The following is a 26,625-nucleotide window of genomic DNA, read 5'->3' on the forward strand; positions in this document are numbered from 1 at the left end:
CTACATTCTGAATTCTTCACCGAGATAAACTTTCCGTGCAATCTCGGACTCCAAAATAGCATCACGCGGCCCTTGCTCAACAATTTCACCCTTATTGATAATATAGGCACGATCGGTAATTTCCAAAGTGTCGCGGACATTGTGATCGGTAATAAGCACCCCGATATTTTGGCGAGCAAGCAATCTGATAATCAGCTTGATATCGTGTACGGCAATCGGATCAATACCGGCAAATGGTTCGTCGAGCAATAAAAACTTAGGTTCGATAGCCAGCGCCCGCGCGATTTCGGTACGCCTGCGCTCTCCACCCGACAAGGTATACGCAGGCTGTTTCCGATTAGCGGTAATGCCGAATTCTTCCAAAAGCGAATCAAGTTTTTCCTTCCGTTCCGCGCGGCTTAAATCTTTTCGTGTTTCCAAAATAGCATCGATATTTTGTTCGACGGAGAGTTTACGAAATACGGAAGCTTCTTGCGGCAGATAGGATATGCCAATGCGGGCGCGCTTATACATCGGAAGATTGGTAATACAGCGGTCATCGAGGTAGATACCGCCGGAGTTCGGCGTATAGAAGCCGACAATCATATAAAAGCTTGTCGTTTTTCCTGCCCCGTTCGGGCCGAGAAGGCCGACGACTTCTCCCTGCGCCATAGAAAAATTGACATCGCGAACAGCTCGTTTTTTACGAAAGGATTTATTCAAACCTTCTGCACGTAATATACTTTTAAGCGTATTAGAATCTGCAGAATACTGAGGGGCATACAAAGAATTGCTCCTTACCGGCTCATCATCGCTCTGGGCATCTTGAAACGGTTCGGTGTTAAGCAATGCCATTTCCGTATTTTGTTCGGAATACTCAATATCATGCTGCAGTACATCTTCTTGGAGCAAATCGTTAAGGTCGTCACTCATGGCGTTTTTGTTTCTTCCTTTGACGAAATCTCTCCCTTTGGGGGAGTTTCCGTTTTTGTTGTTTCTTCTTTTTCTTCGGTAACCGAACCGCTCACCTTACCTTCAAGCTTAATATCCTCGGTATCAAGATTGACTGAAATTCGAGCGGCCTTAAATTCATCTTTGCCCTTCTTAACCGTAGGCTTCCCTGTTAATTCAAGCATAGAGGTGTTCCGGTTATAAATGGCAAAAAGCGAATCGCAGGCAATATCCTTGCTCTTTAATTTTACAGCCATTTGTAAAAGGATAATTTCATTTTTTTGATTGTATTCGATACGTTCGGCGGCTGTTTCCACCTTATTTTTGGTATCCTCGACCTTTGCTTGTCCCATGAACTCAGCGACTTCCGTTTCACGGTCATAAGATAACGAAGCGGCGGAAAACGTAAAGCCTTTTTCAGCATCTTCTCCGGTTACGCTCCCGCTCGCCTTAATATACCGGTAATCTTTACCGTACAATTCGATACGCTCACCGTAAATATTGAGAGAATCAACACTTACCTTGGCGTTACCGGTCAGTGAGGTTGAGGTTTGTCCTTTTCCGCCCGATCCTTGCAGCTTATCGGCAGAAAAAGTAATTTTTGCCGGAGCCGCCGATACAAGCGAGGCAATCAGAAAAAAAGAAACAAGGACGCAGAGCTGCTGCCGTAATCTATACATAGTGAAAAAATGAAAGTCGATATACACCGTACGTAACAGTTTCGATTGCTTTAGTGTGAGCCGGTTACCGAATAGCCTGCATCCGTTACGGCAGCTTTGAGCGCATCGATTGTTACGGTATCGGGATAGGTAACAGAGGCAGCCTTTGCATCCAAATCGACTTTTGCCGATACCCCTTCGATAGCGTTCAACGCTTTTTCAACCCGAGCGGAACAATGCCCGCAGGACATCCCTTCAACAGTCAACGTGATATTCTTCATATCGATATTCTCCTTATGAGTTATATTTTCAGGTTTTGCCGACGATTTTACTTCCGTTTGCGATTCCGGTTCGGCGGCAGAACGGATGCAGGCATCAGTTTGTACACTACACGTGGCAGGCTGTGCATCATCGTACTTTTTACCGGTAGGAACAGCACCGCAGTATTGCATATTATGAGCCTCCTGCGCAATGCGTTTCGGACGGAATCCGTTCAACCGTAATGCGTTGCTAACAACCGACACCGAGCTGAAGCTCATTGCGGCGGCGGCAAACATGGGACTGAGCCTGAGTCCGAATAGAGTATAAAAGAGACCTGCCGCAAGCGGGATACACAGCGAATTGTAAAAAAGCGCCCAGAATAGGTTTTGTTTAATGGTACGCATAACCGCCTTGCTGAGCTGAATTGCAGTAACCGCCGTTTCGAGGCTGTTATTCATCAGGACGATATCAGCGCTTTCTATCGCGATATCCGTGCCGCCGCCGATTGCGATACCGACATCCGCAGCAGTCAGTGCGGGAGCATCGTTAATGCCGTCGCCGATAAAAGCCGGCGAAAAGCCTTTCGACCGATAATATTCGACTTTTGCTTTTTTGTCCTGCGGCAACAATTCCGCTACGACATCTCCGATACCGACAATTTTTTGGATAGCCTCTGCCGTCCGTTGATTATCTCCGGTAAGCATAACCGTATGGATACCCATTTCATGGAAATCGTGAATAGCTCGAATGCTGCCTTCCTTTACCGGATCGGCGACGGCAATAAGCCCGACACATTCATCACCTATTATAACCAACAACGGAGAAGCGCCTTTTTCGGCAGCTTCCGCAAGCCGCGTATAGATCGCTTCCGATACGGGAATACCCAATTCCTTGCAGAGTTTCGTATTTCCGGCGCCGATTCTTACATTTTCGATTAACGAGATTCCGTTAAGCTCATTGACTATAGCCGTTCCGCAGATTCCTTTTCCATGTATCGCCATAAAATCACTCACTTTAAACGGCGATAGTTTTTTTTCTTCTGCAGCCATGATAATTGCATAGGCGAGCGGATGTTCGGATAAATGTTCAAGACTGTAGGCAATCCACAAAATATCATTGTCGGTGTATTGTTCGGAAAACACTTCAATATGCTGCAACGTCGGTTTTCCTTCTGTAATAGTTCCTGTCTTATCAAGCAGAACGGCGGTAACATCGTGAGCGAGTTCGAGCCCTTCCGCCGAACGGATAAGGATACCAAGTTGAGCGCCCTTGCCGGTACCGGCCATAATCGCAGTCGGCGTCGCAAGTCCGAGCGCACAGGGACAGGAAATAACCAACACGGAAATAGCGGTCGAAAGTGCGAACTCAAAAGAAGCGCCTGCGATAAGCCAGCCGATAAAGGCAGCGAGCGAAATCAGCATAACAATCGGTACAAAATAACCGCTGATAACATCAGCAAGCTTTGCAACCGGAGCCTTTGATGAGGACGCTTCTTCAACAAGCGCAATAATCCGCGCCAATGTCGTATCATTACCTACTTTATCAGCACGGAAGATGAAACTACCCGATATATTATGCGAGGCGCTAATTACCGAATCTCCGACCGTTTTTTCGACCGGCATACTCTCTCCGGTAACAGCCGATTCGTCAAGCGATGTGCTTCCATCAATTATAGTACCATCCACAGGCAAGGTTTGTCCCGGCCTGATAATGATTGCATCGCCGACCACAATATTTTCTACCGGAATTTCAATTTCCGTGCCATTTCGTAACACCTGTGCGGTCTCCGGCCGAAGTTGAATCAGTTTTTCTAGCGCTTCTGAAGTCTTCTTTTTTGCCCGCGCTTCTAAAAATTTCCCCAAGGAAATCAGTGTTAAAATCATCGCTGAGGATTCAAAATAGACATCCTTCATATAGAGCCGCACGACATCTAATTGACCGTGCCCTAAGCCGTATCCGATCCGGTACAACGCAAACACTCCGTAGATAACTGCGGCGCCGGAACCGACGGCGATGAGACTGTTCATATTAGGCGCACGATGGAATAAGCTCGTAAGCCCGTTGATAAAAAAGCGACGGTTCAACACCAGAACCGGCAGCGTGAGCAGAAATTGCGTAAAGACAAAGATGAGGGCATTCTCGGCTCCTGCAAAAAAAACCGGAAGCGGCAGCTTGAGCATCCGTCCCATTGACACATACATCAACGGAATCAGGAAGAAAAGGGAGAAGATGAATTGTTTTTTTTCGGCATCGGCGATTTCAAAATCAGGCTGCTGAACAGATGGTCGTGCCGTATTCTCCTCAGACAGCGGAAATGCTCCATAGCCGATTTTTTCTATCGTTTGTATAATCGTATGTGTGGTAACGGTATCGGGATTATAGGTGACAGCCATCCGCTTTGTTAAAAGATTGACCTGCACCGTCTCTACACCGGCAAGACGACCGACAGCCTTTTCCACATTTGCAGAGCAGGCCGCACAACTCATACCGGTAACGGTGAAATAGTGCGTTTGCATACCGTTAGTATAGTAGAATACGGTGCTAAAGGCAAGCAAAGGTTAAGCAGGTCAACCGCATCTTTCGATACGATTGACCTTGAGTTATCTAAACGCTTCGCTCTGAACCTCTATGAAACCTCTAAAAACCAACCAAGTTTTTTAGAAATACTCTACAGTAAATATGCGTACTGCGTCTTTACCGCATTGATAATCTGCAAGAGCTCTTTGGGAAGAGCGGTTTCCGTTGCAAGCGTGATGTCGCGGACTTCTCCGGAGAGCCGTACTCTGCATCGGCTGCGCGCATCATCAAGATAGAGGAAGCCCTCATTTGTACTGTCGAGGAAATCTTTTTCCGAGTGGAACAGCGTGAATTTATCCTTGTACGGGGCGCTCTCGTAGGGGCAGAATGTCGCGCAGTTGCCGCACTCGTTACACATACCGTCCACGTGAACAATCTGCTTCATACGCATACCGGGTACCGTGAGCGCAAGGTTCGCGCGGTTCGGACACACATCGACGCAGGATTCGCAAACAGTCGAGCATTCCAAACAGCGGACGCTTTCTTTTGCAACGCCGTCGGATGCGGCAAGGTTCATCGGCATTAAAATTGCCCGCTTTGAATACGCCGATGCTGTAACGGGATTATAGTTCAGCGTTGTAAACTGCGCCGTCCACGCCTGCGCCTTTACCGACTCGATAATCGCCTTCGCCGCTTTGGTTGCATTGGCAATAGCTTGTACAACCGTGGCAGGCCCCGTGGCGCAATCCCCGATGACATATACATTTTTCACATTCGTTTCAAACGTAGCGGGATTGTATTGCGCCCTACCCTTCCCGTCCAGCGCAATACCGGATTCCGCAAAGAGATCGGTGTCGATTTTTTCACCGATAGATGCGATCACGGTGTCGGCGGGGATGTCTACAAACTCACCCGACGGTACCGGTTTTTGCCGACCGTCTGCGCCTCGTTCACCGAGCTTCATCTTTTCGCAGCGCAAAATTCCGTTTTCATACGAAACAGGCGCAAGCAGTTCTTTAAATTCAACCCCGTCTTCCAAGGCGAGTTCCAATTCTTCCGCATCGGCGGGCATAAACTGCTTGGTTCTGCGGTATACGATAAAGGAATGATCAACCCCCTTCGTACGCTTTGCAACGCGGGCGGCATCCATCGCGGTGTTCCCCGCACCAAGGATAACGACGTTTTTCCCCAGCTTGAGCGTTTCGGGCGCTTGCTTCGCCTGTTCAAGGAATTCGATAACATTTGCCGCCGCGCCTTTTTCCAAAGCCAGCGCACTCTGCTTCCACGCGCCGATAGCAAACACAACATGGGTAAAGCCCTGTTTTTTCAGCGCTTCAACGGAACGCTGTTCGCTGTTATACACGAAAGAAGCGCCGAAGGAAGATGCCAGCTCAACGTCCTGCCCGATCGACGCGGCAGGGATTCTGAACTCAGGGATGACGTACTGCACGATACCGCCGGCGCGCGCTTTCTTTTCAAACACGGTAACGTCCGCTCCGTCGCGGGTTAAGAAATAAGCGGCTGCAAGACCGGCAGGGCCGGCTCCGATAACGGCAACCTTCGCTCCGTTTTTCTGCGCCGGTTTTTGCGCCTTTAGGTTTTGCTTCACAGTTTCGATGGCATGGCGCGCCGCTTCGAGTTTAACGGCACGGATATGCACATGATCTTCATAGAAATTGCGCGTACAGCCGGTCATACAGCGGTGGTTACAGATCGTACCGGTGATGAACGGCAGCGGGTTTTTATCGGTGATAACACGGAGCGCTTCTTCGTATTTTTGCTCGCCGGTCAGCCTGATATAGGCGGGGATATCCTGATTGATGGGACAGCCGGAAATACAGGGAGCGGCAAAACAGTCGGCAAGCGGCACCTTTGCAGGAATCTTGAGGAAGGCTTCGGGTTTGACCGATTTGCGATGGCGCGGATTTTCAACAACCGCATTTGAAAGGCGGCGCAGTTTTTCAACATCGATGGAGAAATCCTTGTTAAACGGCTTGGCTGTCAACTCGCCAACCAGCTGCTGACAACGCGCATATCCGCCCGGCTTCAAAATCGTTGTTGCAATCGTAATGGGGCAAATCCCTGTTTCGTAAATATCGGCAATGTTAAAGTAATCCGCGCCGCCCGAATAAGAAATACGGAGCTTTCCGTTAAAGACTTCCGACAGTTTCAGCGCAACGGCGATGGACAGCGGGAACAGCGACCGTCCCGACATATACATTTCCTGTCCGGGCAGCTCCCCGCGGGCAATGTCTACGGGGAAGGTGTTGGTAATCTTAACCCCGAACATCAGTCTGCGTTTATCGGACTCCTGCAATAAACGCTCAAGCATGGGTACCGCATCGCTGAACTGTAAATCATCTTTAAAGTGATGATCGTCAAACTGAATATACTCATAGCCCATCTTGTTCATACGGTCGCGGGCAAACTCGTAGCCGAGCAGCGTAGGGTTACACTTGATATAGGTATGGAGGTGTTTTTCCGTAATGAGATACATCGCAATGCGTTCGATTTCGGCAGGCGGACAGCCGTGCAAGGTGGAAAGCGTAATCGACGTACACACCTGCGTCGGCAATCCGCGGAGGAAGGCTTCCGACACGGACGGGAACAAATCGGTATGGCTTAAAAGGTAGCCGGTACATTCCTTCCACACCGGCGTATTCGAGGCGTTCCGCATTCCTTCGATAAAGGCGTCAACTTTCGGGGTCTTAATCCCTTCAAGGTCGTAGCCGACGCTCATGTTAAAGATAAAACCGTCGGGGCTGCCGAGACCGTATTCCTGCGAAATCACTTTAAGCGCAAACCACGCCTTTACGTATTCGTCAAAAGCCTGCGGTACGCGCAGCTCGGTAGACCATTCGACATTGTAACATTCGTCCGCCGCATTGATACACGGCTTTGCAACCGGCAGGTCTTCTCCGTCTAACTTTTGCACAGTCTTTAGTTCGAAGAACCGGCAGCCCGCAGCATACGCAGCGACAATATTTTGCGCCAACTGTGTGTGCGGCCCCGCAGCCGGTCCGAGCGGGTTTTCAAACCGCTGCCCGAACAGCTCCAAATAACGTTTGGAATCGGCGCGGTACAGTTTTTTAACGCCGAAAATCGTTCCTTCGGTTTGATACTCCGTTTTAATCCATTCCATCAAATTCTTGAATGGTATCGGGTTCATTCTATCACTCATACTCTATTTTCTCCCTTGTATCATCATAAATTCGATACAATTGCAGTCCAAATAACTGCTCCGTTTACCTCTAAAAACTTCAGTTTTTAAGAGGTTTTCCTTAAGCTTATTTGCGATGTTTTAATTTAAGTTACTGTACTATAAGAACTTAAATTAAAACTCGCCGGGCATATCTAAAAATCTAACCGAGTTTTTAGATATGCCCAGGTATTCCTCAGATGCATACTCTTATGGATACCAAGTTAATTATGAATTCATAATTCATAATTCATAATTAAGAATTATAGTCTTACAACCTCTTCCACAGGGCGGCGCTGACTTCCCGCGCTTTGGCAAAGACGGCTTCTTCGTCGGCGACGGTAACAACGCGATCCTTCATCAATACCTTGCCCGCCGCAATAGTGGTTACCACGCTGCGACCGTTCATACCGAACAGAATGTGGCCGTTCGCGTTACCGGCATGGAGAGGCGTTAGCGGGTTATAGTCGGTAACGATTACGTCAGCATTCGCTCTCGCTTTAAGGACGCCGAGTTCACCGTCAAAATACCGCGCGGCAATCTTTGCATTATTGGTAAACAGCATTTCGGGGATTTCCGTCCACGCGGCGGTGGCATCGCAGGTGTTGTGCTTGTGCAGAATATTCGCAACCTTGTACGATTCAAGCATATCGCTCGTATATCCGTCCGTACCGAGCCCGATCAAAATGCCGCGCTTAAAGATTTCCAACACCGGCGGACAGCCGACCGCATTGCCCATATTCGATTCGGGGTTATGCACAACCATTGTATCGGTTTCTTTCAATAAATCCATTTCCAAAGGATTGATGTGGATACAATGCACGGCAAAGGTGTTTTTACCGAGGATATCAAAATCGTAGAGACGCTGTACAACCCGTTTTCCGTGTTTCTGCAGCGAATCGAACACATCGGACATACCCTCCGCAACATGGATGTGGTACCCAGCGCCCGCCGGAAGCTGAGAAGCGCAATATTCGAGTGTTTTATCTGACAAGGTAAATGCGGCATGGAGTCCCATCATCGCCGCCTGCATAGGATTTTTCTTCTGTTGACAAGCACGGATAAATTCGGCATTTTCTGCAACCGCCTTTTTCATCTCTGCCTCGCCGTTCCGGTCGGAAACTTCATAACAAAGGTTCACCCGCAAACCGAGCTCTTCGGCAACATCCGCGAGGGTAAAAAGGCTCCCCGTTGTTTCGCCGTAGCTTGCATGATGGTCAAAAACCGTCGTTACGCCGTTTTTAATACAGTCGATCAGCGTCGTGTAAGCGCTGTATTTTGTATCCTCTAAAAGGAGGTTGTTATCAAGATGCCACCACATCCCTTCCAAAATATCCAAGAAATTCTGCGGATTGTAATTTTTTAACGCAATGCCGCGGGCAAAAGCGCTATAAATATGATGATGCGTGTTAATAAAGGCAGGCATGATGCACCGCTTTTTTGCATCGATATATTCCGCTGCGGGGTACTTTGCCCGCAATTCGGCATCGGCACCGACTTCTTTGATTGAACTTCCCTCAATGCAAACACAGCCGTTTTCGATAAAAGGCTTGTTCGGATCGCGGGTGATAAGCATACCGTTTCCAACTAATAACATAGAATTAACCCTCCGCTGATGTTTGTACTCTTTTCAGTATCCCATAGAATCGGAGAAAACGCAAGAAAAAAACTAAAAATATTTTGGAAGGCCTAAATTTTTTTATGATTAACTGATTCTCTGCACGAATCAATATCGCTCTACAGCTGCCAGCATTCAGTAAGCCACTGCTGTACTGCCCTGAAGCGTTCAAGCATTTTATCGTGATGCCCGAACGGATCGAACACAACGGTTGTATGTGCTATCTGCGTTCTAAGCGCCTGATGTACTTCTGCTGCGTATTTCGGCGCATTCTCTAACCGGTTGCCGTGTTTTCCGCCCTCTCTCTTTCCGTTCAGCAAATAGACAGCGGCATTGCTATGCAAAACTTTGTGTTCACGGCAGTATTCCAGAAATCCGGGATACCAAAACGAACCACAAAGGGAAAATATATACGGTATATCGGTATATTCGAATAAACTCCACACGGCAGCTAAGCCGCCGAGGGAATAGCCGCCATATGCAAGCCTCGAATCGTCAAGGGGATATTTAGTTTTCAGTTCGGGCAGTAGTGTCTTGAACAATAGATGATGATATTCCGCGCCCTTGCCGCCAAAAGGAGGACAATCGGTGCGGAATGACTCGGCAGCCCATGGTGTATAGTCGTCAAATCGGCTGCGTGCGTGCAGCCCGAACAAAAAAATACTCGGGGCCAGTGATTTCAGATATTCAATCTGTCCGTCGTTGACAAAAACCGCAGGATAACGGTGCTGCAGGTTATATTCTGCAGGTTCCGACACGGTAATGTCTATACCGGACAGATTGATATGGTTCGTTATATCGCGTTTCGTACTGAAGCTACTTCCGCAGGAAGGCATCAACAGCTTCCAAGGCATTCAGCACAGCCGTACCATAGTCCATCAGCTCATCATAGGAAATCGTCATAATTTTACGCTGAGCAATAGCGGGTACGTCAACTAGTACTACATTTGCCTGCAAAGACGAAATCGCATTTGCGTCTAATTTTTTATTCCGGTCGCTCGTTACATAGATGATCAGTTCAGGATTCATAGTTATCAGATTTTCTGTCGTAAGCCCTGACGTACCCGTTGCAATATTGGTATAACCGAGTACATTTAGGAGACTTTCTTGCAATGCAGATTTATACGCCCCGAACGTTGTGCCATTATATGCACACATAATAAGCGCCTTCTTTAAAGAAGTCCCCTTTGTTGAAATATGTTGCAGCACAGCATTCAAACGTTGTTCGAGTTGCTTTGCATACGCTTCTGCCTTGTCCTGTACATTAAAAATAATGCCAAGATTTCTCACATCTTCGATAATATTTTGAAGGTCTTGCTTGATATTTAAAACCGAAGCTTTTTGTGCATATATCGGGATACCGTTTTCATTCCAAAAGCCCACCGTACCCAAAGACTTTTCGGAAAACATCATGTTTCTACCGAGCACTGCATCCGGTTCATACGAAAATACCACTTCCCGGGAAACAGTTTTCTTATTCCCGATATGAGGGATAGAATCGATCGCTTTCTTATACTTACCGGTCACTGCATTATCCGGATCCAGCATACCGATAATACGATCCTGCAAGCCGAGTTCGATCAGCATTTCCGTCATTGAAAGATTATTGGTAATAACCTTTTTAGGCGCTTGCTTAAAGACCTGTGTTATCGCTTTGCCGTCTTTGTCATAGGTGGTAACACTGACCGGATATGCCGTTTCCGCACTCACTGCGGCAGCAAGAAAAAGAGCCAATGCAATACTAATACATTGCTTCATTTGAATAACCTCCTGAGAGTTGTGTGACTCTCTAAAAACTGAGATATAGATTTTTAGAGATACCGATATCTTTTCTATCTATCAAAGATAGCATAGCCAAAGATATTATAGCGGCCCCCTATAGTGAATCATCGCCTGCGAATCCTCTGTCCAGCTGATATTGCACCGGACACCGTAGATCGTCAGCATGGATTCTTCGGTAATAGTTGTGCGAGGACTTCCTTCATATAAAATATCCCCGTCTTTCATCAAATACAAATAATCAGAATACCGGCATGCCAACTGTATATCGTGCAGCACAGCCAGTACGTTAATCCGTAAATCTTTTACAATCTGCAATATCTCCAGCTGATATTTTATATCCAAATGGTTGGTCGGTTCATCCAGCAATAAGAGAGAAGGTTGCTGAGCGATTGCACGGGCAAGCACAACCCGCTGTTTTTCTCCCCCTGATAGCGATTGATACGGCTGATCTTTTCGAGTCAACATCCCGACCTTTGCCAGTGCATCCTGTATAATGCTAAAATCCTCTTCGCGTTCGGTTTGCATAAAGCGGATATGAGGAGTCCGCCCCAGCATCACAATATCCTGTACCGAACAGTTGAAATTCAGCGTATTAAATTGTGTGACAACCGCCATTTCCTTTGCCGAATCCTTGAGGCGGACAGTACGGATGTCTTTTCCGTCAAGATACACGGCACCCGAGTCCGGTTTGATAATCCGGTAGATATTTTTTAAGAGCGTCGTCTTACCGCACCCGTTTGGGCCAAGTATCGTATAAAATTTATGCCCGTCCGCATGGAGCGATATGCCTCGTAAAATTTCTTTATGAGCGATACTGCAGTGGACATCCTTGCACATCAAATCCATATTACTGCCCTGCTCCCCGTTGGTGCTTTGCAACAATAAAGATAAAAAAGGGAGCTCCAACCAATGCGGTGAATATCCCGATCGGCAATTCCGCATTTTGAATCAATATTCGCGCACATACATCCGCCCAGATAATAAAAAGCGCACCCAAGAGCGCCGCGACGGGAAAGAGTCTACGATGGTTTGCTCCCACAAGTGTACGGGCAATATGCGGGGTTATCAGCCCAACAAACCCGATGATACCACAGACAGACACCAATACACCGGTTATTACCGCAATGACTGCCATAAAAAGATACCGATAGAAGTAGAGCGAAATTCCCAACGTTATCGCGACTTCATCGCCCATCATCATTGCATTAAAAACGCGGTACTGTAAGAAGAAAAAAAAATACGAAAGGCTGACTACGAGCAGCGGTAACGGGAGTGATGACCATGAAGTACCGGCAAGAGAACCCATTGTCCAAAACTTAACCGTCATAATACTGTCAGAATTTGCCCCAATTGAAATGATAAAATTGGCAAACGCCGTAAACAGGGCATTTACCACGGTACCTGATAAGATGAGACTTGTCGTGGTCATCTTTCGCTGTGATGAAGCGATGATCAGCACCAATACGGTCGCGGCAATCGCGCCGAGAAAGGCTCCAAGCCCTACGGCAGAAATAAAGCCGAGAATGATACTGACAACAGCCCCGAATGTCGCACCGGCAGAAATACCCAAAATGTACGGTTCGGAAATCGGGTTGTTGACCGTTGTCTGCATAACGCATCCGCAAACGGCAAGCCCTGTACCGGTAAAAAACCCGAGTAAAACCCGCGGTACACGCATATTCCATACAATCGCAATAGCAGCGTTTGAAAGACCGGTCAGTAAATTGGGGGCAACTGCTTTTCCCAGCATAATCCGGTACGTATTTGCCAATCCGATTTTAACAGGGCCGAGCGAAACAGCAATAAATATGGAAAAAACCGTTATCGCTATCAGGAATAAAAATAAAACAAGATATTTTACTGTTTCAACAGAGAATTTTTTTTGCAGCATCAATGTATTCTTCTTGTTTGCCTCGGTTTACAAGCTAGTGCTGTTATAGCATATTTTAATACATTCTGCAAGAAGTTTACCTCCCGGCATCCCATGGGACATCATTCGTCGCAAACGTGTATCCCATCCCATCTTTTATTATTGCTTATTTTTTGAGTGGCCTTTTTAAAAACTGAGTTCCATGTTCTACTTATCTCCCCCTCTTTACTGGTTCTTCATTTCTATACTAATATAGATCTTATAAAATATTAGTATAGAGATCTTAGAAACAGAGAGGAGTAATGCAATGGGATTGATAACAGCAGCGCTCAGCGCGGTAGGCGGAGGTTTAGCGGATCAGTGGCTTGAAGTTGTTGAAGCTGATGATATGGGCGAGGGCATTGTACTCGCAAAGGGTGTACCGGTGCGCACGGATAAGCGTAACAGGAATACCAAAGGTTCAAGCGATGTGATTTCTAACGGATCGATTATCCACGTTAATCAAAATCAGTTTATGATGCTGGTAGACGGCGGAAAAATTATCGACTACACGGCAGAGCCGGGATATTTTAAAGTTGATAACAGTTCCGCGCCATCTCTTTTCAGCGGCAGCTTCGGCGATGCCTTAAAAGAAACGTTCAGCCGTTTTAAATTCGGCGGAACAACACCGATGAAGCAGGAAGTTTTCTACATCAATTTGCAGGAAATCAAGGGCATTAAGTTCGGTACGCCCAATCCGCTTCAGTATTTTGATAATTTCTATAATGCGGAGCTTTTTTTGCGGGCATTCGGAAACTACTCTATCAAAATAACCGATCCCATCAAATTCTTTAAAGAAGCCTGCCCCCGAAATGCAACACACGTACATATCGATGAAATCAATGAGCAGTATTTAACCGAATTTTTAGAGGCATTGCAGGCAGCAATCAGCCAGATGTCGATGGAAGGTGAGCGGATTTCGTTTATTCCGTCAAAGGGAACGATCCTCAGTAAGCACATGTCGCAAATTCTCGATGATTCGTGGAAAGACCTGCGCGGTATGGAGGTGCTGGCAGTCGGTATCGCAAGCATCACGTATGACGACAGCTCCAAAGAACTCATCAATATGAGAAACAAAGGCGCAATGCTCGGCGATCCTTCTATCCGTGAAGGGTATGTGCAGGGGGCTATTGCGCGGGGTATGGAAGCAGCAGGTTCCAATCAGGCAGGCGCCGGTATGGCATTCATGGGCATGGGAATGGGCATGAACGCAGGCGGAAACTTTATGGGACAGGCAAGCCAAACCAATATGCAGCAGATGCAAATGCAGCAAGCAGCTCAACAACAGGCTGGTCAGCAAACCGCCGCGGCGGGACAAGCCGCTCAAGGAAAAGCGGCAGGCGAATGGTTCTGTACCGAATGCGGACACAAGAATACCGGTAAATTCTGCGCGGAATGCGGCACGCCGAAACCGGCAGGAAATAATTGCCCTTCATGCGGTGCAGAAGTCAAGCCGGGAACAAAGTTTTGTTCCGAGTGCGGTTCAAAACTCTAACAGAACTGCGAAGCTGTAGCTAAGAGAAATCGATGCAACCGCCACAAAATCTCCAAAGCGGTTGCCTTCTTGTCCCGCGAAATTTTGTACAAAATTTCGCTTTATGTTTCAGAAGAAGGGTAAACACATCAGATGGATAGACCAAATGCCACAGAATAGCTAGGCTGTGAATACCCCTCTTGCAGCCACAAAGTGGCGAAAGGTGGGTTGAACAGCCTAGCTATTCTGTGGGCGTATTAATTTATAAAAATCTGATGTGGTTACCCTGACAGAGGAATGAGATGAGTGTAATAAACTACAAATGCCCTGCATGCGGGGCACCGGTGGAGTTTAATCCACGATTGGGCAAATTTAAATGCGGATACTGTTTTACCGAGCATACGGAAGAAGAACTGACTGCCTATCTTGAAAAACTGCAAGCTAAAACTGGTGCAGCAGACGAAAGCGCCAGTGATGCTTCTGCCGGTCATAATGCCGCACCAGAATCCGGTACGGGAAATGACAGCGGAGGAACTCCTGATAAAGATACCGCTTCCGGCAACAGCAGCGGAAAAAGCGGACAGGCGGTTAAGGCATACCAATGCGCCAACTGCGGCGCAGAAGTGGTTGCGGGAGATACCTCGACAGCAGCTTTTTGCTACTACTGCCATAGTCCGGTCGTTATAACCGACCGGCTCAAGGGTGATTTTAAACCCGACCGCATTATCCCGTTTAAGGTCGATAAAAAAACTGCCGTGCAGAAATTTCTGGAATGGGCGGGAAAGAAAAAATTTACGCCAAAAGGTTTTACAAGCGAAATGCAGCAGGAAAAAATTACCGGCATTTACCTTCCGTATTGGCAAGCGGACATCGATGCAAAGGTGGACTACCATGCGGTCGGTGTGAACGTTACCCGCTGGTCAAGCGGAAATCGTGACTTTGTAAAAACCGATAAATACAAAATCGACCGCACCGGTGATATCGCCGTAAACAACCTGCAAAAGCTCGCATTTTCAAAAATCGATGAATCGTTACTCAATACCATTACTCCCTACGATGAATCGGAGATGAAGAATTTTTCCACAGGGTATTTGGCAGGATTCTTTGCCGAACAATACACCGAAGATAAAGAAGCGATAACACCTGCATTAATGACACAAGCAAAACAGACCACAGCGGCACTTATCAAAGAGTCAACGTCGTGTACTCATTTTGAATCGGAAAAAGATTCAACAGCGTATTCCGTCCGTGAGCAACGGTATGTGTTACTCCCCTCGTGGATTCTTACCTACGTCTATCACGGTAAGCCGTACGTTTTTGCTGTAAACGGACAAACCGGTACAACCTGCGGCGAACTGCCGCTGGATAAGGCAAAAGCAGCACTGACATCGGGGCTTCTCGGCATAGTATTCGGTGCGCTCATGTTCTTAGGAGGGATGTTTATATGGTAACAATGATAACGCCGGTATGTTCAAAAAAATATGCCTACAAAAAACGGCTCATTACGGCTCTTTTTTGCTGTTTTCTCCCCCTTATACTTCTTTATGCAGAGACGAGCACTTCGGACGAGGCTGATTGGAGCGAAACCGAATGGGATGCAGACGAACTTTTTATTCCGATAGAACAATTTGCCGGACGACCGGTCGTCGATATGGCGGGCATTCTGACTCTTAGCGAACAACAGGAAATAGCGGCACGCTTTACGGAATTTTCCGAAAGCCTCAAAACGGATGCGTCAGTGGTACTGGTTCCCGACACCGGTGATTTGACGGCGGAAGCTTATGCAGATGATTTCTTTGATTACGGCGGCTACGGCTACGGAGAAGACCGCGATGGAATCTTGCTGTTAATCGTAACAGGATACGGCGACGGCAGCGGAAGAAAAGCGCATATTTCAACCTCAGGTAAGCGTACGATCAATACCGTTACCGATTCCCGTATCGATGATCTGCTCGATGCGCTCATCGACGGAGGAGCAGCGGACGGAAATTATGCCGCCGGTATCAATGCATATATCGATAAGCTGAACACCATAATCCAATCGCCGGAACAAGCAGCTGCTGCAAAACTGAAAAGCAGTCTCTTATTTGCCCTCGGAACCGGTGTTTTCGTGTTTTTAATCAGTTTCTTGGTTTTATTAAAACGCTATAAAATCGCCGGCGCAAAACCGTACTACAATCGGACGGAGCAAACAAAAGTACATTTTGATTCCGTAAACGATCCGCTCATCAGTACCAATACGATAAGCACGGTACGGCCTAAAAACAATTCAAGCGGCAGCTCCGGAAGCTCCACACATACGTCGTCAAGCGGACGCTCTCACGGCGGCGGCGGAAGATCGTTTTAAGTTTTAAGCGGGTGCCTTTCGGGCATCTTAAAAAACTCAAGGTTAGTTTTTTAGAGATGCCCTACCCTTTCCCCTCTTTTTTTGTATGGCAACTATCGGGACGGTGTATGATTGCCGAAACGAACAAAGAGCAGCCGAACTCGGTTTGTCAGTTATGCACATTCCCGAAGCCGAATACGCGGTAGTCCAGCTGAAAGGCGCCGTCCCTGACTGCATCCACCAAGGGTGGAAGTACGTCATGGAAACCTTCTTCCCCGAACAAGGCTACTGCCATGCCGGTACCCCCGACTTTGAAGCATATTCGGAAGGGGATATGTGCAGCCCCAATTATACGATGGAGCTGTGGGTGCCTATTGTAAAGGCGTAGGAGTGAACTGCCGGAAAAACAGCACTCACTAAAGACGGCATTTTGAGCAGCTCAAAATAGAGCTGCTCAAAAGCTTGCTATAAAGTTTTATGCCGACAAACACTGAAAAGATATAAGCGATCTACCATTTACCGGTCTAAAGCGGTTTTAATGTATACGTTATTACAATAGTTTTTTTACCGGCATCCTCAACTGCATCAGTAGCTACTATCGTATACCCGTCATCCAGCAGTCTCTTTGAGTTTATCTCCCATTTATCTACTTGCTGTCCAGCAGGCGGTTTTAACAGCTCAAAGCCGATCCGGGTTCATTCAGGCAGGATATCCCCTGGATGAATTTGACTACCCCCGCTTTATACACCTCGATAGTACTATCATCAAACCGCACGACAACCGATGTATTCGGTTTTTTAGTATTGTTTCCATTAGCTTGTTCACAACTGCTCACCCCTAATGCTGCAACAAGTACCAGTACGGTTACCGCCTACTTAAAAAATTTGCCATTTATTTCACTGATGTTTAGATTCATCATCACTCTCCTATAGAATTTCACCTATGTTTTATAGGTTCATTTTTGCTTCAATATATTGTGGTTATGCAATTATCCCGTGTCGCAAGTACACAGCTTGCCGTATGTTGCGATACAAAACAGTTAAAATACAGACATACCGGCTCTCCTCGACCACCATTAGGCAATACACCTTAGCTCGGATAGGTATAGGTCTTTCCGTCTATACCACGTGCCGAAAAACGGCCATCTTTTAACGGGGAGACAATATCCTCATAGAGCAGCAGTGCGGAAAGCGGGAATTTTCCTCCGCCGTTCGGTAAATCGACTGCAAATTGCGGTAACGATAAACCGGAAAGGCGTTTACGTACTGTTTTCCATATAAGCGCGGCATTTTCAAGCGGTACGCGAAAATGCGCCGTCCCCCGCGCCAAATCCGTTTGAAACAAATACCCGGGTTTTATCCCCATACATACCAGCGCGTGGAAAAGCTCCGCAAGAACGGCGGGATTATCATTAACGCCGCGCAGCAATACGGTCTGGGTTTGCACGGAAATCCCCGAATCGATACAGCGGGTTAAGGCTTTCCGCTGCGCCGTGCCGAGTTCCGCCGGATGGTTTATATGTGCAATCACCCAGAGCGGACGGACGGAACGGAGAAGCGCCATAAGGTCTTCGGTAAAAAGCTCCGGTGCAAAGACCGGCGCACGGGTGCAAAGGCGGAGCAGCAAATCGGGACGGACGAAACGGAGGCATTCCAACAGATGCTTTATTTGCTCAAAACTACCGCTCATCGGGTCTCCGCCAGAAACCAGAATTTCCTGTACTTCGGGATGTGTTTTAAGATATGATGTTACCGCTCCGATTTGCTCATCGGAAATAAAGCCGCTTGAGCGGGCGGTAAATTCCCGCCGGAAACAGTACCGGCAATACGAGATACAGCGGCCGGTGCTCAATAGCAGCACGCGGTTCGGATATTGGTGTACCAGATACGGGGTAACGCAATAGCGCGCCTCGCCGAGCGGGTCGCCCCGCTCTTCCTCCGACACAACAATTTCGTCGTCGGAGGAAAGAACCTGCCGACGCAGCGCAGCAGCGGCGGCAGGTGCTGCGGAGGTAATCAAGGCTTTAAACGCCGGCGAAATATGTTCCGGCAAGCGGATAACCCTATCGGCGGAATTCTCATTCCGCCAGTTATCGGATTGTTCCGCGTTCATACCTCCGTCACACTTACAGCGCATCGACTCCGTACATCAATGCTGCCAGTACCTGTGCATCGTCGATTAAGTTTTTCATAATGCAGTATTCATTCGGCTGATGCGCCATATCGTCGAGTGTACTCCATACGACGGCGTTAAAACCTGCCTGACGGAGCGGAGCCGCAACGGTTCCTCCGCCGATACCGATGGTTTGCGTTTTTTTGCCGTGTACTTTTTCGATAGCCTTTGACAGCATCGTAACGACCTCGGCATCGACAGGCGTTGCAGGCGATTCCGCCGAATCATCGATAATGAGCTCAACCTGTACGCCGTATTTGGCTTCTATCGCACTTGCCTCGACTTTTATCTTTTCCATCACTTCCGCAACAGTGTAACACGGGAGTATACGGCAATCCATATAAAAGACATCATCGCCCGGAATGGTGTTGATGTTCGGGATATTCGCTTCTTTTTTTGTCGGCTGCAAGGTCGAATACGGCGGCTCGAATAAATTATCCTGCTTTGAAAAAACTTTTTCCAAAGCATTCAACCGGAGCGCTAAATCTGCTGCCGCAATGTGCGCATTCTTTCCTAAATCGGGGCGAGAGGCGTGCGTTTGCACTCCATGCACCACAACCTTTAACCACAACAGGTTCTTTTCCGCAACCTCAATCGTCTCGCCCGAAGGATCTCCCCCATCAGGGACAACGATAATATCCTGCGGCTTAAACAGCTGATGATTATTTAAAAGATAAATAACGCCGTATCTCGAACCCACTTCTTCATCAGCAACAAACAACAATTTTACGGTGTGAGCAGGCTGAATCTTTAATGCAAGAAATGCATAGGCGGCGAATACCGCTCCGGTCAGTCCTTGCTGGTTATCCTCTACACCGCGCCCGATAATTTTATCACCGTCCTGCTTCAGAACCCACGGATCGCTTTCCCATTTTGCGAGCTCTCCGGGAGGTACCACATCGGTATGCGCCATAATCCAAACCCGTTTTGAATCGTCTTTGCCCGGAATGGTAACCACAAGGTTCGGTCTGATACCGGAGGAGACCCGCGTATCGGGTGCATCGAACCGTTCAAATTGAGTAAAGCCGAGCTTTTTTAAATACGCTTCCAGCGCTTCACATTTTTTCAATTCCCCGTCGCCGTCCGACTCCGGAGCCATAGCAGGAATGGAGCACAAAAGCCGTTCAAGCTCAATCATCTTATCTTTTTGTTGAGCAATAAAATCTTTAACCGATAAAAAATTTGACATACAACCTCCACATACGTAATGAAATTAAACTCTTTTCAAAAGAGCAAAGCACTCTCAAAAGAGGCTTCTACTATACCATATTGATAGCTATTCTGCAAACAAGAAGATTGATCGTTCTACGCATCGATTTCCGCAAGGAGATTTTTCATAATAAAGGCTTTGCGTTCGGGGGTATTTTTTCCCATATAAAACTCAAGAACGCCCGGGATCTTTTTCACAGTCTGAATGCTGACCGGTAAAAGGCGGATATCTTTTCCGATAAACTGACCGAATTCGCTCGGGCTTATTTCTCCCAATCCCTTAAAACGGGTAACTTCCGCCGTTGCACCGAGCCGTTTCATTTCGACATCCCGCTCTTTTTCCGAATAACAATAGCAAGTCTCTTTTTTGGTGCGCACCCGGAAAAGCGGCGTTTCCAAAATAAAAATCCGCCCGCTCAGCACCAGCTCTTCAAAGTAGGTAAGGAAAAAGGTGAGCAAAAGGTTTCTGATATGAAAGCCATCGTTATCGGCATCGGTTGCGATGATAATCTTATTATAGCGGAGACTTTCAAGGCTGTTTTCGATACCGAGCGCCATCATCATATTATAAAGCTCCGCATTTTTGTAGATGGCGGCGCGTTTTTTGCCGTGCATATTTTCGGGCTTACCGCGCAGCGAAAAAAGCGCTTGCGTAAGGACGTCACGGCTCGAAACCATTGAACCCGAAGCCGAGTCTCCCTCAGTGATAAAAATCATCGACTCATTGCCGTACTGCTTATCCCCAAGGTGAAACTTGCAGTCTTTCAGTTTCGGGATTTTCATTGCAATTTTTTTTGCGGCAGCCTTCGCTTCTTTTTTAACACTGTTCAGCTCTGTCCGCAGTCGCTCGTTTGCAAGGATTTTTTCTTCCAGCTTCCGCGCGGCTTCGGCATTTTTTTGCAGCCATTCCACGACAGCGGCCTTGGTACCGTTGACAATCCACGGCCTCACCTCGGTATTACCGAGCTTATTTTTCGTTTGGCTTTCGAACACGGGCGCTTGCACCTTAACCGCCACCGCCGCGCAGGTGCCTTCGCGGACATCCTCGCTCTTGTAGTTTTTGCGGTAGTATTCGTTAATACCTTTCAGCAAGCCTTCTTTAAAGGCGGAAAGATGCGTGCCGCCATCCGAGGTATACTGTCCGTTGACAAACGAAAAATAGGTCTCGCCGTAGTTGTTGGTATGGGTAAAGGCAAATTCGAGCTTTGCTTCCTTAAAATGAGCAATCGAGTAGAGCGTCTCTTCGCCGATTTCCGCATTGAGCAGATCGAGTAAGCCGTTTTCCGATATGTATGAAGCGCCGTTAAAGGTGAGCGTAAGGCCGGCGTTCAGATAGGCGTAGTTCCACATCCGTTTTTCGATAAAGTCGAGATTGAATGTATAGTCGCCGAATATTTCCCTGTCGGGAATAAACTCCACGAGCGTGCCGTTCTTAATACCTTTTTTGGCATCTCCTTGTTTTTCGTGCTTTAACACCCCCCGCTCAAACACCGCTTCGGCGTATTTCCCTTCGCGGACGGAAACTACCCGGAAATATTCGGAGAGTGCGTTCACCGCCTTGGTGCCGACACCGTTCAAGCCCACCGAAAACTGAAAGACTTCATCATTATACTTCGCACCGGTGTTGATGACCGACACGCATTCCACGACCTTCCCGAGCGGAATGCCGCGTCCATAATCCCGCACGGTAACTTTGTTGTCCTTCAGCAGCGCGTCGATGCGGTCTCCGTTCCCCATAATAAATTCATCGATGGAGTTATCGAGCACTTCTTTTAACAGGATGTAAATACCGTCATCAGGGTTCGAGCCGTTTCCGAGCCGGCCGATATACATACCGGTGCGGAGCCTGATATGCTCCAATGAGCTAAGCGTCTTTATTTTCGATTCATCATACGTATTCTTTGCAGCCATGTTGTTTTAAATTCCTCCCATAAAACTTTTGTAGGATAAGATGGTGAAAATCCGAAAAAGTTTTTAGTCGGGGCTGTCTAAAAACTTCAGTTTTTGGACAGCTTCCTTAGATTTAGATGCGATGTTTAAAATTAAGTCGTTGCTGTATAAAGACTTAATTTTAAACTCGTCGGGGATGTTCCGAAAGTAACCAACTTTTGGAACATCCCCATATACATTTTATCCTTAAATTGAGGGCATAATGCTGAGCAGCGGAAGCCCTGCGCTGTCTGCCGTTTGCCGGAGCGCAGCATCGGAGCAAATTACCGCAGCGGTACCGCCGGATATACCTCCAACCGTCGTTGCCGGAAGCGCGGCGCTTCCCGATACGCTTGCGGCGAGCCGTTCGGCAAGCCGATTCATGCGTTCCCGTGTACAGGAAATAATACCTTCGATTGTTTGCATCCGCGCCTGATGGGTTATCCCGTTTAAGAGGCGCGAGAACGTCGCCGCGCTTCTCTGCGCCGGGGTTCTCGGCTGGAGCGCTGTGCTGTACGTGCCGGTAATCAAGGCCTCCAGTTCTGAGTCGGTAAGCGGAGCCGCGATGCTTTTTTCGATACAATCCCGTATACTGCGCAAGGATTTGAGCGGCGCAGGGTCGCGGTAGGTAGTCATCGTAAACAGCGCCGTTGCGGAATCGGGATATGCCGAAACGCCGTACGCACCGCCTTTTACGCGGATTGCCTCCCACAATGCCCCCGTCTCAAGCCACTGGGCATAGACGATAGCAGCGCCGTATTCTGTTTCATCGAATGTAACCGGCAGAAGCTGCGCCGCAAATCCTACCTGCACGGCGCTGGGAAAGGCCGAAAGCGCCGCCGGTTTTTCAAAGGCTTCGGTTCTAAAGCCGTCGGTACTGCGGTGCGGAAAATCAAACTGCGGTAAATGGGAAGTGAGCGCTTTTTTGATAACGCTTACATCGGCGGCAGTTCCGCACACCTTCACGATAAGGCCGGAGCGCATCAGTTTCCGGTGTATTTCTTCAAGTTTACGGGCGAGTTCACCGATTGCCGCCGGTTTTTGCTCCAGCGCCGCATACTGCCCGCGCAGAAAACGCAGTTGAGGAATCCCCATCCAGAGATTTTCCGCCCGTTTTGAACCGGAATAGGCAGAAGCTGCGTACAGCGCAGTCAACGTATGCCCCGAATATGACGGCAGCGGATCAAGATCGTTTTTCAGCTGAATAAAAACATCCTTCAACCGCTTTTCGTCGGCAAAAGAAATATCGTTAAGATACGAAAAAATTCGGTTTACCGCGGGTTCGATATATTCGGGCAGCATTTTGGAGCGGATAAAAATCCAGTCCCGATCCGCCACATCTTCCGTGCGAAGCTCATTATCAAAAAACACCGCGGCTTCGGATGTCCGGTGCCTGCCTGCGGAAAAGGTAACCGCGGAAAATCCTCCCGTCAGGTAAGCGAATTCCGCCGCAACGGCATCCCAGCTCTGCGTTTTTGTTCCCATCGAGGAAAGCGCAGACGTATAGAGCGTCAGGTATGTATAGTCCTCCGCTGAAAGCGAATCGACGGGAACTGCGATGTCCATATAGGTGATACCGTTTGTCGGCTGTTCATGGATGATAACGGGAACTTTGCCGAAATATTCGAGACGTTCGGGTATCGGCGGTTCAACCGGCGGCAGCTCCTCTTTTGAAATATGCGGAATAAGATGTTGCGCTTGAGCATCCGCCTCAGGATTAATACCCGTATCCGCATCGGCTGCCGCATTGGTATTAAGCCCCGTATCCGCATCCGCTTTTTGCCCGCTAACGTGTACGGCTGTTTTTTCAGCGGAACCCGAATGGTGTTCTACGCTGCCGAGGCTTTGCACTGCTTGGTGCGCTTCTTGAGCAAGTCTTGCATCGATGTTCTCGCAAAAGTGAATATCCGGCCGTACGGAAACGGTTGTCCGATGGGGATTATCAAGCAGCAGCGTACGGATGAGGTCTTGAGCGTAATGCGGGTTTTGGGAAAGCCGTTGTTTCAGCCGCTGAAAAGCAGGTATGGAACGGAGCGAAGTCTCCGGCGCAAAGCCGTGTATCCAGCCGCGGAGCGCCCGCCGCATCAAAACCAGCGAAAAAGGGCCGCCGGAACGGGTAATTTCTCTGTTATAAAAATCGAGAGAATTGAGCGCGGTTTCAATCAGCTGAGGTTCAAAACCGTTCCGGGCAATTTCTTCAAGGCCGGAAAGGATGAAGGCTTCAAACTGCCCTTCCGCACTTTTATCAATATCCGCAAGGCCGAGCGTAAAGCAGATGTTTTTCAGGTCTGCCTGTCCGCCGTTGTACGGATAAACATCCTCGGCGAAGGGGCAGTCGAGTAGTTTCTTTTGCAAGGGCGCTCCGTCATGTCCCAGCAACAGCTCTTCCAAAAACATACAGTCCATCAACCGGTCGATGTCGGCGCTTTCGGGCAGCAGCCAATTCATCGTTACCGTGAGCTTGTCGGGATTTTTTCCTTCGCCTGCGGGCGCCGTTGCCGAAAACACGCGGGGTGTGGGATAGGGCGTAATAGCCGGAATGAGCGGCGGCTTTTCCGCCGGTTCAAAAAACCGCAAGAAGCGTTCCTGCAAAAAGGCAAGCTGTTTTTCGGTTTCGATGTTACCGTACAAAAAGACCTTGCAGTTTACCGGATGATAGTATTTTTTATGGAAAGCGCAAAAGTCCTCATAGCTGAGCTTGACGATATCGGGCGGAAAGCCGCCTGAATCGTGCGCATACACCGTCCCCTGCAAGAGAGAATGCCGCAGCTCACGGTCTACGCCGGAATCGAAATCCGCATACGCGCCGCGCATCTCATTTAACACCACGCCGGAAAAATACGGGTTCCCTTTTTCATCTCGTTCAAGCCGATGACCTTCCTGTTCAAAGGTTTCCCGTTTGAGCAGCGGAAAAAACACCGCATCGCCGTACACCGACATCAAGTTAAAATAATCTTTTTCAAGGATGCTCGACGCAGGGTACACGGTCTTATCGGGGAATGTCATCGCATTCAAAAACGTTTTAACGCTCTGCTTCGAAAGGATTAAAAAAGGATCTTTCAGCGGATAATTTTTTGAACCGCAGAGTACCGAATGTTCCAGAATATGCGCAACGCCCGAACTGTTTTCAGGCGGGGTCATAAAAGCAAACGCAAATAAATTTTCACTGTCATCGTTATGAATGTGATAAACCTCAAGTCCGGTTTCGCAATGCTGCGCAAGAATACCCTCCGCCTGCATTTCGTCAAGCGCTGTTTTTGAAATAATTTTAAACCCGTGGATTAGGTTATCCATACGTCATCTCCGTCCTTTCCGAATAAGAGCAGCTCGCCGTCTTCCCAGCTTTTCCGCAATTCCTGTAAAAAACGATTGGTAACTTCGCGGCATTCCCGCACGGAAACGGGGTTCGACGCCTGATCGTCAAGGATGAACTGCTGTCTGTTTTTAGAAATGTTATCGAGGATTTTTTTGACAAAGACTTCCGGTTTATAAGAAATTAACGCGGCAATAACCGAGCTTTCCATACCGGATAATTTTTTCTGTAAAAAGCGGTCGTCCGCAATGAGCACATCTTCAAAAGTAAAAAGCCGTTCGCGGATATTTTGTTCAAGTTCGGGATTGGCTTCTGCGATGTTCTGTAAAATAAACTGTTCCGTTTCCGAATCGCTGCGCCGTAAAATAGCGGCAAGTACCGCGCGTCCGTCAATCGCTTCGGTAGCTGAGCCTGTCCGTATGCGGGTAAACTTTTCGCGCATCGAAGTGCTTACCGTCTGCAAAATTTCAGGACTAATGGTTTTAAGCCGCGCGAGGCGGAGCACGATGTCTTTTTTTTCCGCATCGTTTAAACCGGTAATATAGGCGGCCGCTATTTTCGGTTCCAGTTGAGAAAGCACGAGCGCCTGTGTTGCAGGCATTTCGTCCGCTAAGAGCCGCTTGAGTTTTTCTCCGTCGATACCGTCCAAAAAATCGAACGGCCGCTCGGCAGCCGGCGGTATTGCCCGCTCGATAATCTCCTGCGCTTTTTCCCCGCCGAAAGCCGCCGTCAGAATTCCTTGAGCGGTTTCTACGCCGCCGACGGAATTCTTCGCTTCGTTATAAAGCGCCGTAAATTCGCTTAAAATATAGGCGGCTTCGTCCTTGTCGACATAGCGGATGGTCAGCATTTCCGCTACTACTTTTTCGATTTGCTCGCGGGTGAGCTTTTGCAGAACCTTTGCCGCTTGCGCCTCTCCGATTAAATATAAAAACTTTGCAACGCGGCGGTAAGGGCTTTCTTTTTGATCACCCTCACGCGATACCTTTATTAATCCGCGCCGCTGTATCTCACTTTCCAGATCACTCATACTATCTCCCAATATAATGGAAAACCAGTCGAGTATCAACATCGCATTTCGCTGACGTTATACTTGACCTCATATTACGAACTTATTATCCTAAATATCTCGAAAAATATGGCGACCGTAAGACAGTGATTCCATAAGATGCCGCACATAAAAAAACGGAATACACCATATTTTTCGTAACGGTATTCAACCTTCTTATGTTTACTGGGCATCTCTAAAAACTCGGTTAGCTTTTTAGAGATGCCCGACGAGTTTCAGTTTAAGTCTTTATATTGTAATGATTTAAACTGAAACATC

The 26,625-nt window shown here is 47.9% G+C and carries 19 protein-coding genes; 5 read left to right on the forward strand and 14 right to left on the reverse strand.

The window, feature by feature from the left end; translation table 11 throughout:
- From lptB to DWB79_RS10370, 9 genes are all read right to left on the reverse strand, one after another.
- Positions 1-912 carry an LPS export ABC transporter ATP-binding protein gene (lptB, locus tag DWB79_RS10330; RefSeq protein ID WP_016523987.1) on the reverse strand — a complete coding sequence of 304 codons (912 nt, stop codon included), beginning with the start codon at positions 910-912 and terminating at the stop codon, positions 1-3.
- Entirely contained in the window at positions 909-1,610 is a 702-nt protein-coding gene (locus tag DWB79_RS10335) for an LptA/OstA family protein (RefSeq protein ID WP_016523988.1), read from the reverse strand. The genes lptB and DWB79_RS10335 overlap by 4 nt, the downstream gene beginning before the upstream one ends.
- A gap of 50 nt (positions 1,611-1,660) precedes the next feature.
- Positions 1,661-4,366, reverse strand: a complete 2,706-nt coding sequence (locus DWB79_RS10340; protein WP_016523989.1) for a heavy metal translocating P-type ATPase — start codon at positions 4,364-4,366, stop codon at positions 1,661-1,663.
- 152 nt (positions 4,367-4,518) lie between these two features.
- On the reverse strand, positions 4,519-7,548 hold the full coding sequence (gene ygfK / locus DWB79_RS10345; RefSeq protein WP_016523990.1) for a putative selenate reductase subunit YgfK: 3,030 nt from the start codon (positions 7,546-7,548) through the stop codon (positions 4,519-4,521).
- A gap of 289 nt (positions 7,549-7,837) precedes the next feature.
- A complete protein-coding gene (gene ssnA, locus DWB79_RS10350; protein WP_016523991.1) occupies positions 7,838-9,163 on the reverse strand; it encodes a putative aminohydrolase SsnA in 1,326 nt (441 codons plus the stop codon).
- Positions 9,164-9,303: 140 nt separating this feature from the next.
- On the reverse strand, positions 9,304-10,038 hold the full coding sequence (locus DWB79_RS10355) for an alpha/beta hydrolase (protein WP_245541322.1): 735 nt from the start codon (positions 10,036-10,038) through the stop codon (positions 9,304-9,306).
- On the reverse strand, positions 10,001-10,942 hold the full coding sequence (locus DWB79_RS10360; protein WP_016523993.1) for an ABC transporter substrate-binding protein: 942 nt from the start codon (positions 10,940-10,942) through the stop codon (positions 10,001-10,003). The genes DWB79_RS10355 and DWB79_RS10360 overlap by 38 nt, the downstream gene beginning before the upstream one ends.
- A gap of 105 nt (positions 10,943-11,047) precedes the next feature.
- Positions 11,048-11,812: an ABC transporter ATP-binding protein gene (locus DWB79_RS10365; protein ID WP_016523994.1), complete on the reverse strand. Its 765-nt coding sequence runs from the start codon at positions 11,810-11,812 to the stop codon at positions 11,048-11,050.
- 1 nt (position 11,813) lies between these two features.
- Positions 11,814-12,857, reverse strand: a complete 1,044-nt coding sequence (locus DWB79_RS10370) for a FecCD family ABC transporter permease (RefSeq protein WP_016523995.1) — start codon at positions 12,855-12,857, stop codon at positions 11,814-11,816.
- Positions 12,858-13,143: 286 nt separating this feature from the next.
- Here DWB79_RS10370 and DWB79_RS10375 point away from each other — a divergent pair, with 286 nt between their 5' ends.
- From DWB79_RS10375 to DWB79_RS10395, 5 genes are all read left to right on the forward strand, one after another.
- A complete protein-coding gene (locus DWB79_RS10375; RefSeq protein ID WP_016523996.1) occupies positions 13,144-14,370 on the forward strand; it encodes an SPFH domain-containing protein in 1,227 nt (408 codons plus the stop codon).
- Positions 14,371-14,651: 281 nt separating this feature from the next.
- The gene (locus tag DWB79_RS10380; protein ID WP_016523997.1) at positions 14,652-15,800 is read left to right on the forward strand and encodes a TFIIB-type zinc ribbon-containing protein; all 1,149 of its coding nucleotides are present in this window, start codon (positions 14,652-14,654) and stop codon (positions 15,798-15,800) included.
- Positions 15,794-16,696 carry a TPM domain-containing protein gene (locus DWB79_RS10385; RefSeq protein WP_016523998.1) on the forward strand — a complete coding sequence of 301 codons (903 nt, stop codon included), beginning with the start codon at positions 15,794-15,796 and terminating at the stop codon, positions 16,694-16,696. Before DWB79_RS10380 ends, DWB79_RS10385 begins: the two co-directional genes overlap by 7 nt.
- Before the next feature lie 85 nt (positions 16,697-16,781).
- Complete coding sequence (locus tag DWB79_RS10390; protein ID WP_016523999.1) at positions 16,782-17,063, forward strand: GyrI-like domain-containing protein; 282 nt, start codon at positions 16,782-16,784, stop codon at positions 17,061-17,063.
- Between the two features lie 331 nt (positions 17,064-17,394).
- Entirely contained in the window at positions 17,395-17,607 is a 213-nt protein-coding gene (locus DWB79_RS10395; RefSeq protein WP_016524000.1) for a hypothetical protein, read from the forward strand.
- A gap of 157 nt (positions 17,608-17,764) precedes the next feature.
- On the opposite strand, the gene DWB79_RS10400 is transcribed toward DWB79_RS10395, so the two are convergent.
- The 5 genes from DWB79_RS10400 to DWB79_RS10420 all read right to left on the reverse strand — a co-directional run bounded on the left by DWB79_RS10400 (position 17,765) and on the right by DWB79_RS10420 (position 26,328).
- On the reverse strand, positions 17,765-18,787 hold the full coding sequence (locus DWB79_RS10400) for a KamA family radical SAM protein (protein WP_040859688.1): 1,023 nt from the start codon (positions 18,785-18,787) through the stop codon (positions 17,765-17,767).
- A 13-nt stretch (positions 18,788-18,800) separates the two neighbouring features.
- The gene (locus DWB79_RS10405) at positions 18,801-20,036 is read right to left on the reverse strand and encodes a M20 family metallo-hydrolase (protein ID WP_016524002.1); all 1,236 of its coding nucleotides are present in this window, start codon (positions 20,034-20,036) and stop codon (positions 18,801-18,803) included.
- Between the two features lie 116 nt (positions 20,037-20,152).
- A complete protein-coding gene (locus DWB79_RS10410; protein WP_016524003.1) occupies positions 20,153-21,967 on the reverse strand; it encodes a DNA topoisomerase IV subunit B in 1,815 nt (604 codons plus the stop codon).
- A gap of 225 nt (positions 21,968-22,192) precedes the next feature.
- The gene (locus DWB79_RS10415; protein ID WP_016524004.1) at positions 22,193-25,279 is read right to left on the reverse strand and encodes an insulinase family protein; all 3,087 of its coding nucleotides are present in this window, start codon (positions 25,277-25,279) and stop codon (positions 22,193-22,195) included.
- The gene (locus DWB79_RS10420; RefSeq protein WP_016524005.1) at positions 25,267-26,328 is read right to left on the reverse strand and encodes a flagellar motor switch protein FliG; all 1,062 of its coding nucleotides are present in this window, start codon (positions 26,326-26,328) and stop codon (positions 25,267-25,269) included. Before DWB79_RS10420 ends, DWB79_RS10415 begins: the two co-directional genes overlap by 13 nt.
- Positions 26,329-26,625 lie beyond the last annotated feature (297 nt).

This window comes from Treponema medium (genome assembly GCF_017161265.1).
Classification (GTDB): Bacteria; Spirochaetota; Spirochaetia; order Treponematales; family Treponemataceae; genus Treponema; species Treponema medium.